Raw genomic sequence first — 11,940 nt, 5'->3', positions numbered from 1 at the left:
GCGTATAGTTGTAGAAATTATGGCGAAGAAGGCAAAGAAGAAAGCAGCGGTCGATAACAACACGACCCTAGCCACCAATCGCCGTGCCCGTCACGATTACAAGATTCTCGATACCCTCGAATGCGGCATGGTCCTGGTGGGAACCGAAATCAAGTCAATGCGTGAGGGCAAAATCTCGCTCGTCGATGCGTTCGCAACCATCGACGACGGCGAGGTTTATATCCGCAACCTCCACATCCCTGAGTACTCGCAGGGGACCTGGACAAACCACTCGCCAAAGCGCACCCGCAAGCTGCTGCTGCACCGCCGTGAGATTGACAAGCTCATGGGGCAGGTGCGCGATGGCAACAAGACTCTGGTGCCGCTCAAGGTCTATCTGAAAGATGGCCGTGCCAAGTGCGAGTTGGGCCTTGCCCAGGGTAAGCAGGACTACGACAAGCGGGAGGCCATCAAGCGCCGCGATCAAGACCGCGAAATCACCCGCGAACTGGGGCGCCGCATCAAGGGAATCAACGCCTAAGCGCCGCCACGACGTAGCCTGGGTGCCATGATTCATACGGCAAAGGCACACGACGTCGTCAAGGGCGAGACAAAAGTAACCGGCAAGTCGGTGCTCGTGGACAGGCTCTGGCCGCGCGGGATAAGCAAGGATGACTTGGCGCCGGACTATTGGCTCAAAGACGTAGCTCCCAGCCCTGAGCTGCGCAAGTGGTGGAACCACGACGCGGATTCATTCGATGAGTTCTCCAAGCGCTATAAGTCTGAGCTTGACGCGAACGACGCCGAAGATATGGAAAACCTGCGCCGCCTCGCAGACAAGGGTGCAGTAACGCTTATCTTCGCCGCCAAGGACCGCGAGGTAAACCACGCTACAGTGCTTAAAGATTGGCTGGATGCGCAGTAGGGCAGCGATGAACCACATAGGGTTTATGCCGGGGACTTGAGCCCTAAGCCGGTGTTGGAGTAGCGTAGAGCAAACCGCAGAGAATTGCACATACCCGCTCTGTAGGTTAATGGGGTCGACTTGGTTTCGACTTCGTACATTGAGCCAGGGGAAGCGTGCCGGTGCAGGCTGGAGACCACCGTAAGCGTCGCAGCAACCAATAAACGCAGAGAAGAACTCTCAGCGTGACTACGCCCTCGCTGCCTAATTTCAGCGACGCGTGTCTGTCAGCCCAGGTTTAGTTCCTGACCTGGTTCCTGGCATCGACTAAGGAACTTGCCTTTCTGGTTTGTTGTTCGGCCGGAAGGGGACTTCTAGAGCAACTGGGCCCATCATCCGGAACGTGTTTGCCCGTGCCGGAGGGCCGAGTAGAGATCCTGTGCAAACTGCGCACGGAGAAGCCCTGGCGAGGTGACGAAGGACCCGGGTTCAATTCCCGGCGGCTCCACCACTTGCCCCAGCTAAACGATGTTTAGCTGGGGCTTTCTTCGTTCTGTAATTGCTACTTAAACCGGATCATAGGTACGTCTAGCCCGGCTGGGACTCGCATCCTACGCCATCACCGTTGCTATCGCGGTCGGGACTGTATTCCGGATCGCCGGGGTAAACTTTGTGGCCAATCTCAGCGCAGGTTCGACTGTCGCCGCCCGAATATTCAGGTGCTGGCGCAGGGGCCTGGGCAGGTTCCACAGGAACGTCCATCTCATTGGAACATTGCTGCGTCCAACCAGAGGTTCCGTCTGTGAAGAATGTTGTTCCGCGCTCATGGAGCAAAGGATCGCCACAGGTTGAAATGGTTTTGTTCATCGGTGTTGGGGATGTTTCTCCAGGTGCTTCGGTGTAACCGATTACTGGGTCTTTTTCTTGGCCGATGTTCTGCGGCGGCACTACGTGAAGATCGTCATCATCTTCTGCATCGACGGGCAAGGTTGGTGATGGTGTTTGACTAGTCAAAGAAGCGCTGCTGGTTGCCGATGTGCTTGACGTAGCAGTGGTACTAGTTGCTGAAGTAGTGCTGGTGATTTGGGTGCTAGAGGGGGTGGTGGAGTCTGCGGATTCCTCCGCGCTGCCGCATGCAGTTAGTGCGAGAGGAACGGCGAGAATAATTGGTAGCAGGCGTTTCATGCTGCTGTCCTTCTGAAGGGAGCGGTTTAGTTTTAAAGAGATTGACGGTTTCACTACCGGCGCATGAGCGAATAGCGAAGACTGCGAATAAAAATCTTACTGCTCGACGATTGCATTTAGAGGGCAAAGTGACATCGGAACTTCTCGGCTATTTTGATTGGCTATCGAGATTTTCTGAATCGACAACCTGTCTGAAAACTTTGGTGATGGTTTGCCCGATTTAGATTGCGTACGTTGAAAGAGCTGGACCTGACCTATCCGCAGTATGTTGTCATGCTCGCGCTTTGGGAGTGTGACGGCATTACAGTCCGCGATCTAGGGGAGAAGCTGCACCTCGATAGTGGAACGCTCTCGCCCTTGCTGCGGCGCCTTGAGAAAATCGGCTACATCACCCGCGAACGTTCCGAAGAAGACTCGCGCGTCGTGCTAATTCATCTCAGCGACCAAGGCCAGGAACTACGCGCTGAAGCCGGTTGGGTGCAATCCTGCCTCATCGATAGTCTCGGGCTTTCGCGCGAAGAAATGGATACGCTGCGCTCACTCGCGCAGAAGGCTACCAAGCTCGTCCACGAACATTAATTCATTTGCATCAAATCAACTGCACCCATTCAAGTGCGCTAAACCTTTACCCATTAGGAGCTACAACATGAACGCAATCTACACCGCAGAAGCACTGGCAACTGGCGCTGGTCGTGACGGCCACGTACGTTCCGCTGATGGCCTGGTTGACATGGACCTAGCCATTCCTAAGGAGATGGGTGGCCAAGGCGGCGCCGCGAACCCAGAGCTCCTCTTTGCTGCCGGCTACGCAGCCTGCTTCCACTCCGCGCTGCAGATGGTGGCCCTCGCCGACAAGGCGCATGAGGTCTGCCCTTATAGCAACGCCACCCGCGGCAACATCGACGTCAAGGTTTCTGTCGTCGAGGATTAATCGGCGCGGTGCTGGAGCACCATTTCTTAACCACAAAAGCGCTGAACCAGCGCATCGTATGCCTTCACTGTGAGTTCTAGGTCTTCCAGGTGGAGGCATTCGTCATGTGAATGTAGCTCGTTGTTGGCGCTAGCTAAGTCCCGTGGGCGAGCATGCAGGGCGAAACCATAGCCCACACCACCCATGCGGCGGGCGAATCGCAGATCTGAGCCGCCCGAGGCGTAGACGGGCACAACTGATGCCTCTGGGAAGAACTCGCCAAATGTCGCAGCCATCGCATCCCAGAGCGGACCTTCTGCAGGCGATGCCGAGGGGGCCTCATTGTTGAGATGCTCGATCCTTATCGCATCCGCCATGTCCCCCAGCGCCGCAATGAGGGCGGCGTCGACAGAATCCGCGGTATCCGTCGGATGCGCCCGGATGTCGAGGTTGAGATAAGCCTTCGAGGGAATGACGTTGATGGCGCTACCGCCATGAATCCCCGTGAAAGCGATGTTGGTGTGACTAAAAGAGTGTGCGAACGCCGCTAGCTTACCGAAAGTCTCGTAAGTAGCGTCCCCTGCGGATCCGTCGACAAGCGCGGCGGTGGTATCTGGATCGAAGTGGAACGCCTCCACGAACCAGGACCACACGTGGTCATAGGCGGGCGGCATTGCCAACGCGCCCACGCGCCGGGCGGCCTCCGCCAGTGTGAGGATGGATGAAGACTTTCCATAGGGAAGGGAGCCGTGCCCCGTATCCCCTGTGGCATGGAGGCGACGCTGGAAGATGCCCTTCTCGCCGACGTTGATAACCAGAGCATCGCTGCCATCACGCACCGGCAGATGCGAGCCGCCGGTCTCGGAGAGGCAGTTCTTCCAAGAGAATGCGTCGGGTCGGTTCTCAGAAATCCAGCGCGCGCCCAACCTTCCGCCGGATTCTTCGTCGGCGAGCCCCACGAAGGTCACTGTTCCCCTTGGCGGGTTGCCTGCCTGCGCGCGCCGGGCTGTTTCGCGCGTGGCTGCGGCTTGCGACGCCGTGATGAAGAGCATGTCGAATACCCCGCGGCCGTACAGAACACCGTCTACCACCTCGGCATCGAAGGGATCGTGAGTCCATTTGTCCACGTCAACGGGGACTACGTCAATGTGACCGAGCATCGTCAGTGGTTCCGCTGTGGGGTTGCTGCCGGGCACTGTAAACGCGATCGATACGCGGCCGGGTTCTGGCTCGAAGCGCTCCACCTGGGCTCCCGAGCCCTCGAAGAACTCCTCCAACAGGTTCGCGTTGCGGTACTCGTGGCCACTTCCGGGTGTGCCGTCGTTGATGCAACGATTGCGAATTAATCCCTGCAAGAGTTCAAGAGTGTCGTTGAATAAACCCATTCTGAGGAAGCCGCCTTTCTGGTTTTGTCGTTGAGTGTCCTACGTTCCAAGATTTCTATATACTAACCGATAAATAAAAAGTTGAGATGCACATCACTGTTATATGTAATGTAAGCTACATTGTCTAGAAAGTGTCGCGGGGATAACCCCTCAGTAAATGGGCAAGATGACCACAAATAAAAGACCAATCCCCTTAAAACACGAGGAGAACCACCATGGCCATCACAAAAGAGACCACGAGTGAGCCGCAGGGGAGTGCAAGTCCTGCAAAGGACGCGAAGACTCAACCAGCCAGTAACGGTTGGCTCGATAAGTTTCTCAACGGCGTTGAATACGTAGGCAACAAGCTGCCAGAGCCGTTTACCATCTTCCTGATCCTGTTCCTCATCACCGGCGTTGCTTCTTCCATCATGGCGTGGATGGACATCAAGGTGCAGGTGCCTGGATCTGATGAAATCCAGCCCGTCAAGGGCTTGTTCACCGGCGAGGGCATGTCGTGGTTTACCACCACGATGGGCGAGAATTACATCAACTTCCCGCCGCTGGTTACGGTGCTGCCCATCATGTTGGCAGTCGGCGTGGCCGAGCGCTCCGGAATGCTCTCCGCCCTCATTCGCAAGTTCTTCGGCTCTGCGAAGCCATGGCTTTTGCCTTACGCGGTCGGCGTCATTGGCGTGACCGCATCGGTCATGGCTGACGCTGCCTTCGTTATCGTTCCGCCACTGGCGGCGATGGTGTTCAAGGCAGCCGGCCGTCACCCTGTCGCAGGCCTCATCGGTGGCTTCGCTGCCGTTGGCGCTGGCTACTCCACCGCGCTGGTCCCGACCTCCCTGGATGCGCTGTTCGCAGGTATTACCACCGCGGTTATGGAAACCCTCCCGGGCATGGAGTCCTCTGACGTGAACGCAATGTCCAACTACTTCTTCAACGTGGCATCTTCCATCGTTCTCGGTGTCTTGGCTGGTTACATCACTGACCGCGTCATCGAGCCGCGCATGTGGAAACAGGAAGTGCCTACCGAAGAGGACATCGATCCGGAAGAGGCCGCACACCGCGGCGACCGCGACGAGAACGGCGAGGAGCTCTCCGCAGAGCTTTCCCTGACTGAAAGCAAAGGCCTGGTGTGGTCTGCAGTTGCCACCGTCATCGTTACCGCGGCACTGTTGTTCGCCATTCTTCTGCCAGATTCCCCGTGGCGTAACGAGACCGGAGGCTTCCTGCCGAAGTCTCCGCTGATGAGCTCCATCGTCTTCCTGTACTTCCTTGTGCTCGGTGTGGTCTACGGCAAGGTCGTGGGCACCGTCAACGGCATCAAGGATGTCGTCGACATGATGATTGGCTCGCTGAAAGACATGTTGAGCTTTCTCATCTTGGCCTTCATCTTGGGCCAGTTCGTGGCGCTGTTTGCGTGGACCGGCATCGGTACTTTTACTGCGGTCAAGGGCGCGGCATTCCTGGAATCCATCGGTCTCACCGGCTTTGGCGCGGTCCTCGCGTTCATCGTCTTGGCCTCATGCCTGAACCTGCTCATCATCTCCGGTTCTTCGATGTGGACCCTGATGGCGGCAGTGTTCGTTCCGATGTTCGCACTGCTGGGCTACGAGCCGGCCTTTATTCAGGGCGCCTTCCGTGTGGGCGACTCTGCAACTCAGATCATCACTCCGCTGAACCCGTATATGATTGTGATGCTGGGATTCTTGCAGCGCTACGAGCCGAAGGCAGGCCTGGGCACCCTGATGGCGCGCCTGATGCCATACGTGGTTCCGTTCTTCACCGCGTGGGCAATCCTGCTGGCCATCTGGTTCTACGCAGACCTGCCGCTGGGTCCGGGCAACAACATTTTCATCGAGGGATAACGTGTGCGATAGCGACAATCACGCAAGAAACAATCCATCAACGGCGTATCTGGAGGCCACGGAGCAGCTCATTGCGCAGCGCGTGGCGGCCGCCCAAGCAGCCAACGCGGGGGCGCAAGCATCCCTGGCGGAGGCTTATGCGGGGCAGGACGTGCTGTGGAAGGCGGCGTCAGAAAGCGCTGACGCCAACCGCGAGCTTGCCGCCCACATCGTGCAGGATTTGCATGCTCACCCAGAGACGGCCTTCGAGGAGCACCGCTCGATGGGCCTGCTTGCCGACGTCGTGGAGCAACGCGGTTTCCCCGTCCGACGCGGTGTTTACGGGGTGGAAACCGCTTTCGAGGCGGAGTGGAGGAGCCCGAATTTCGATGCGTCATCTCATCCCACCGTGGCAATCATGGCCGAGTATGACGCGCTGCCCGGTATCGGGCACGGCTGTGGTCACAACGTCATCGCTGCCGCGGGCGTGGGCGGATTCCTGTCCGCGGTCGAGGCGCTGCGTAAGAACGGCGGCGTCGAGGGGCGTCTGCTGCTGCAGGGCACCCCGGCTGAGGAGGGGCATTCGGGCAAGGAGTACATGATCCGTGGCGGCAGCCTTGACTCCGTGGATGCGGCGATGATGATCCACGGCTTTGGCTATGACATTGGCTCGCACGCGTGGGTCGGGCGCCGCAGCGTCAACGTGTACTTTCGCGGCGTGGCGGCGCACGCGAGTTCGCAACCATTCATGGGACGCAACGCCCTCGACGCCGCATCCTTGGCCTACCAGGGCATTGGCCTGATGCGTCAGCAGATGCCTCCGAGCGATCGCGTCCACGCCATCATGGGCGGGGGAACGCGACCTTCGGTGATTCCGCGTGAAGCCTCGATGCACATCTATGTGCGTTCCTTGGGCAACCAGACCCTCATGGATTTGTCCCAACGCGTTAACGAAATCGTTGAGGGGGCTGCGCTAATGGCCGGCGTCCAGGTCGATGTCGAATGGGACGAGCACCCGATGACGCTGCCGGTGCGCAACAACGAGGCGCTGGTGGAGCGGTGGACGCGCACGCAAACGCTGCGCGGAAGGACGGCACTTCCCGCGGGAACCGTGCCGGAGACCCTTGCCGCGTCCACGGACTTCGGTAACGTCTCGCACCTTGTGCCGGGCATTCACCCGATGGTCAAGGTCTCTCCGTCCGACGTTGCCCTGCATACCGAGGACTTCGCTCGCTGGGCCGCAACGGATGCAGCTGTCGACGCCGCAGTGGACTCCGCAGCAGGCTTGGCTCAAGTAGCGATTGACTACTTGGCGGACACGAAAATGCGCGCGGCAGCGAACGCGGAGTTTGCCGAACAGGGCGCTGTTTCGGTGGCGGATCTCTTGGCAGAATCGGCCGCGGACTAGGCTCCGAGTAGGCGCCGAGTAGGTTTTCTTGCACTGTGCAAGGAGGTGGGGGTAACCGACTCTTTGCGCAGTTCAACCTATATTTTATTGCATTTGTAGGCTTGCCTAACAAAAGCTGCTTGAAAGGTAAGGCTTACTTCAGTTAGGTTAGGCGAGTATTTGAAAACTTTTCGAAAAGGACATCATGACCGCCAAGATTCGTCGTTCTCTCGTCGCGTCCGTCGCAGCCCTGTCGATGGCTCTGACCGCTTGCTCTTCTGCTGAAGAGTCCACCTCCGGTTCTTCTGACACCTCCGCAGCGTCCTCCTCCGAGACCACGGAGATCACTCTCGAGGACAACTTCGGTGAGAAGAAGATTGCTGCCCCGGTTTCTGCCCCGGCCGTTACGGACAACCGCGCTTTCGAGATTCTTGCTGACTGGGATGTCAAGATTGCCGCCGCACCGCTGAAGTTGGTTCCTTCCACCGTGCGCGATGTCTACAACAAGGACACCGTCGCAGCTGACCTCGGTTCCCACCGCGAGCCGGATCTGGAATCTCTCGTCGCTGCGGAACCGGATGTGGTCTGGAACGGCCAGCGCTTCGAGCAGCACCAGGAAGACATCGAAAAGCTGGTGGAAGATGTCCCAGTGCTCGACTTTGAGCCGCGTGATGACAAGGACTTCTTCGAAGAGCTCAAGCGCCACACCGAGGCACTGGGCCAGACCTTCGGACACGAAGAGGATGCAGCCAAGCTCATCGAGGACTTCGACGCAGCCGCAAAGCGCGCCAAGGAAGCTTATGATCCTTCCAAGAAGGTCATGGCAGTGAACACCTCCGGTGGCGAGATCGGCTACATCGCGCCGAAGATCGGCCGCACCTACGGCCCGGTTTTCGACCTCATCGGTATGACCCCGGCTCTTGAGGTTCCGGAAGGAACCGATGACCACGAGGGCGATGACATCTCCGTCGAGGCAATCGCTGAGTCCAACCCGGACTGGATCCTCGTCATGGACCGCGACGCAGCCGTCAGCAAGGAAGGCGAAGAACACGTTCCAGGCGACAAACTCGTTAACGAGAATGCTGCGCTGAAGAACGTGACCGCAGTCAAGGAGGGCAACGTCTACGTTGCCCCGGCTGATACCTACGTCAACGAGAGCATCATTACCTACACTGAGATTCTCAATGCTCTGGCTGACGCCTTTGAGAAGCAGTCCTAACCTGCACAAATAGAACCGAAACCGGAACGCCGAAAGGCTTTCCGGTTTTTGGTGTGAAAGAGATAAATTTTGACTTCAGCAGAGAAAACCGCGGTTCAAGAAGCACCACCCGCGCGCCGTTCCCGCGGCAAGCTTTTCACTTGGAAGCTGTTGCTCGGCGTCGTGGCTGTAGCGGCGTTGCTCCTCCTTTCGCTCATGGTGGGGGAGTATTCGATCCTTGATCACGACGACGGCCGCAACATGTTTATGACCACGCGCATTCCGCGCACCATCGCCCTGGTGCTCGCGGGCGCGGCGATGGCGATGAGTGGATTGGTGATGCAGCTGCTCACCCAGAACCGCTTCGTTGAACCCACGACCACGGGTACCACGGAATGGGCAGGCCTCGGCCTTCTCTTTTCGATGATCGTGCTCCCGCACGCGTCGGTGCTTGGCCGCATGGTCATTTCTGTTGTGTTCTCTTTCATCGGCACGATGGTCTTTTTCGCTTTCTTGCGCCGAGTCACGTTGCGCTCCTCGCTCATCGTGCCGATCATCGGCATCATGCTGGGCGCCGTCGTCAGCGCGGTGTCCTCTTTCGTAGCACTGACCACCGACAAACTGCAGCAGCTGGGTATCTGGTTCATGGGCTCGTTCACTTCTGTGTACGAGGGCCAGTACGAGGTGCTGTGGATCGTTTTGCTGGTGCTGCTCGCGGTGTTCTTCTACGCGGACAAACTCACGGTCGCAGGCTTGGGCGAAGAAATCGCCACCAACGTGGGCCTGAATTACAACCGAATGATCCTCATCGGCACCGGGCTCATCGCTGTGGCCACTGGCGTGGTCACCGTGGTCGTGGGCTCCCTGCCTTTTTTGGGGCTTATCGTTCCCAACGTGGTGAGCATGTTCCGCGGCGATGACCTGCGCTCAAACCTTCCTTGGGTATGCCTGCTCGGTATTGCCACGGTCACCTTGTGTGACCTCCTCGGCCGAACCGTCATTTCGCCGTTTGAGCTGCCCGTATCCGTCATCCTGGGCGTGGTCGGCGCGGCTGTCTTCGTATTCCTGATTGTGAGGTCCACCCGTGAGCGTTAAGACAGAGCAGCGCACAGGCGACGTCGCCAAGCAGCGCTATGTGGGCTCCTTCCAGTCGGCCAAAGCAGCGCGCAAGTACTGGCTCATCTTGGTGGCGCTCATCGTGGCGGGCGCACTCTTCGCGTTTGGCCTGCTGGCGTATGACAACCCCATGGACTTCGGAACGCGTAAGTGGTGGCTCATCGCGCAACGCCGTGCCGACGCCGTGACCGCCATGGCTATCGTGGCTGTGTGTCAAGCCGTTGCGACCGTGGCCTTTCATACGGTCACCAACAACCGCATCCTGACCCCGTCCATCATGGGCTTTGAATCGCTCTACGCGGCGATTAATACTGCGACCATCTTCTTCCTAGGCGCCACGGGTCTCACGGAAGCCCGCAACATGGGCACCTTCCTGTTCCAGATGGCAGTGATGATTGTGCTCTCGCTCATCCTGTACTCGTGGCTGCTGACAAACCGCAGCAACAACATGCATGCGATGCTATTGGTCGGCGTGGTCATTGGTGGCGGACTTGGATCGCTGTCCACTCTGATGCAGCGCATGCTGACACCCAGCGAATTCGACGTGCTGACGGCACGACTGTTTGGCTCGGTCAACAATGCTGAGACTGAGTATTATCCCATCGCAATTCCGCTGGTGATTGCGGCGACGGCGTTGCTCTTCTTTAATTCCCGCCGCCTCAACGTGCTCTCGCTTGGTCGCGAGGCTGCCACCAACCTCGGCGTAAATCACAAGTTCAACGCGATTTTTACTCTGATCCTGGTATCAGTTCTCATGGCCACCACCACCTCGCTCGTAGGTCCCATGACCTTCCTCGGATTCTTGGTGGCAACCTTGGCCTACCAGTTCGCGGAAACCTACGACCACCGATACTTGTTCCCCATGGCCATCGCCACCGCCTTTGCTGTGCTCACGGGTGCGTACTTCCTCATGCAGCACGTCTTCTACGCGCAGGGCGTTGTATCCATCATCATTGAACTTGTCGGCGGCTCGGTATTCCTCATCGTCATTTTGCGAAAGGGCAGACTGTGATCACACTCAATAACGTTGCGAAGACCTATTCCCACGAGACGAACATTGGCCCAGTGTCCCTCGACATTCCGGCCGGCGGTATCACCGCGCTTGTGGGGCCCAACGGTGCCGGCAAGTCCACGCTGCTGACGATGGTGGGGCGTTTGCTCGATATCGACGAAGGCACCATTGAGGTCGCTGGATTGGACATCGCCTCTACCAAGTCCCAGGACTTGGCCAAGGTTTTGTCCATCCTGCGGCAGGAGAACCACTTCATCACGAAGCTGACGGTGCGTCAGCTCGTGGGGTTTGGCCGCTTCCCGTACTCGCATGGCCGCCTGACGGCTGAGGACGAGGAGATCATCTCCAAGTACATTGACTTCCTTCACCTCAGCGATTTGGAGGACCGCTACCTGGACCAGCTCTCGGGCGGCCAGCGTCAGCGCGCGTATGTGGCGATGGTCCTGTGTCAGGAGACTGATTACGTTTTGCTGGACGAGCCGCTCAACAACCTTGATATCGCGCACTCCGTGGAAATGATGAAGCACCTCAAGGAGGCCGCGCAGAACTTCGGGCGCACGATCATCATCGTCTTGCATGACATCAACTTCGCTGCTCGCTACGCCGATCACATCTGTGCGGTGAAGAATGGGGAAGTGGTGGCCTTCGGTAATCCGAAGGAGGTCATGCGCGACGAGGTGCTGACCCCAATCTTCAATACGCCCATCAAAGTTATCGACGGCCCAGATGGATTGTTGGCCTGCTATCACTAACTGCTTGACGACGTCGCCCCCTCTGGGCGTTGCTTGATACGCCAGGTTTGTCTCCGAAATGGTGGATTTACCTGGCGATTTGTGTACTAACACTAGTGCGCGCTAAATTATTCCAAGTCGCAACAAGGTGGCCGCAAGGTTAACAAGTTGAGACGAGGATGAATTTTTCTTCACGGATTTGACACTAATCAAAGAAGTGAGTAAGTTATTCCGAGTCGCTTCGAGAGCGAGGAGCTGGATAAAAGGCTTCTGGTTGTCGTTGTCGTGATGATGTCTG

The 11,940-nt window shown here is 57.9% G+C and carries 12 protein-coding genes and 1 other RNA gene; 11 read left to right on the top strand and 2 right to left on the bottom strand.

What is annotated here, in order from left to right:
• Positions 1-19: 19 nt before the first annotated feature.
• The 3 genes from smpB (at position 20) to ssrA (ending at position 1,394) form a co-directional block, all read left to right on the top strand.
• On the top strand, positions 20-520 hold the full coding sequence (gene smpB / locus HMPREF3169_RS09815) for an SsrA-binding protein SmpB (RefSeq protein WP_061921111.1): 501 nt from the start codon (positions 20-22) through the stop codon (positions 518-520).
• A 27-nt stretch (positions 521-547) separates the two neighbouring features.
• Positions 548-904, top strand: coding sequence for a DUF488 domain-containing protein (locus HMPREF3169_RS09810; protein WP_061921113.1), 357 nt, complete (start codon positions 548-550; stop codon positions 902-904).
• 111 nt (positions 905-1,015) lie between these two features.
• Positions 1,016-1,394: a transfer-messenger RNA gene (ssrA, locus tag HMPREF3169_RS09805) on the top strand.
• Positions 1,395-1,471: 77 nt separating this feature from the next.
• On the opposite strand, the gene HMPREF3169_RS13015 is transcribed toward ssrA, so the two are convergent.
• Positions 1,472-2,068, bottom strand: coding sequence for an excalibur calcium-binding domain-containing protein (locus tag HMPREF3169_RS13015; protein ID WP_148132122.1), 597 nt, complete (start codon positions 2,066-2,068; stop codon positions 1,472-1,474).
• Between the two features lie 234 nt (positions 2,069-2,302).
• On the opposite strand from HMPREF3169_RS13015, the gene HMPREF3169_RS09800 reads away from it, so the two are divergent.
• A complete protein-coding gene (locus HMPREF3169_RS09800) occupies positions 2,303-2,647 on the top strand; it encodes a MarR family winged helix-turn-helix transcriptional regulator (RefSeq protein ID WP_070456358.1) in 345 nt (114 codons plus the stop codon).
• Between the two features lie 67 nt (positions 2,648-2,714).
• The gene (locus tag HMPREF3169_RS09795) at positions 2,715-2,999 is read left to right on the top strand and encodes an OsmC family protein (protein WP_070456356.1); all 285 of its coding nucleotides are present in this window, start codon (positions 2,715-2,717) and stop codon (positions 2,997-2,999) included.
• Positions 3,000-3,025: 26 nt separating this feature from the next.
• On the opposite strand, the gene HMPREF3169_RS09790 is transcribed toward HMPREF3169_RS09795, so the two are convergent.
• Positions 3,026-4,363, bottom strand: coding sequence for a M20/M25/M40 family metallo-hydrolase (locus HMPREF3169_RS09790; RefSeq protein ID WP_070456354.1), 1,338 nt, complete (start codon positions 4,361-4,363; stop codon positions 3,026-3,028).
• 215 nt (positions 4,364-4,578) lie between these two features.
• Between HMPREF3169_RS09790 and HMPREF3169_RS09785 the strand changes: the two genes are divergently transcribed.
• From HMPREF3169_RS09785 to HMPREF3169_RS09760, 6 genes are all read left to right on the top strand, one after another.
• Positions 4,579-6,219, top strand: a complete 1,641-nt coding sequence (locus HMPREF3169_RS09785; protein WP_070456352.1) for an AbgT family transporter — start codon at positions 4,579-4,581, stop codon at positions 6,217-6,219.
• Position 6,220: 1 nt separating this feature from the next.
• Complete coding sequence (locus HMPREF3169_RS09780) at positions 6,221-7,606, top strand: M20 family metallopeptidase (protein WP_070456350.1); 1,386 nt, start codon at positions 6,221-6,223, stop codon at positions 7,604-7,606.
• A gap of 184 nt (positions 7,607-7,790) precedes the next feature.
• Positions 7,791-8,804, top strand: coding sequence for a siderophore ABC transporter substrate-binding protein (locus tag HMPREF3169_RS09775; protein ID WP_062035635.1), 1,014 nt, complete (start codon positions 7,791-7,793; stop codon positions 8,802-8,804).
• Between the two features lie 69 nt (positions 8,805-8,873).
• The gene (locus tag HMPREF3169_RS09770) at positions 8,874-9,878 is read left to right on the top strand and encodes an ABC transporter permease (protein ID WP_070456349.1); all 1,005 of its coding nucleotides are present in this window, start codon (positions 8,874-8,876) and stop codon (positions 9,876-9,878) included.
• Positions 9,868-10,911, top strand: coding sequence for an iron chelate uptake ABC transporter family permease subunit (locus HMPREF3169_RS09765; RefSeq protein WP_070456347.1), 1,044 nt, complete (start codon positions 9,868-9,870; stop codon positions 10,909-10,911). The genes HMPREF3169_RS09770 and HMPREF3169_RS09765 overlap by 11 nt, the downstream gene beginning before the upstream one ends.
• Positions 10,908-11,663 (top strand): iron ABC transporter ATP-binding protein, encoded by a 756-nt coding sequence (locus tag HMPREF3169_RS09760; protein WP_070456345.1) that lies wholly within the window; start codon positions 10,908-10,910, stop codon positions 11,661-11,663. Before HMPREF3169_RS09765 ends, HMPREF3169_RS09760 begins: the two co-directional genes overlap by 4 nt.
• Positions 11,664-11,940 lie beyond the last annotated feature (277 nt).

It is taken from the genome of Corynebacterium sp. HMSC08C04, assembly GCF_001807495.1.
Taxonomy (GTDB): domain Bacteria; phylum Actinomycetota; class Actinomycetes; order Mycobacteriales; family Mycobacteriaceae; genus Corynebacterium; species Corynebacterium simulans.
This window is presented reverse-complemented; position numbering and strand designations above follow the sequence as displayed.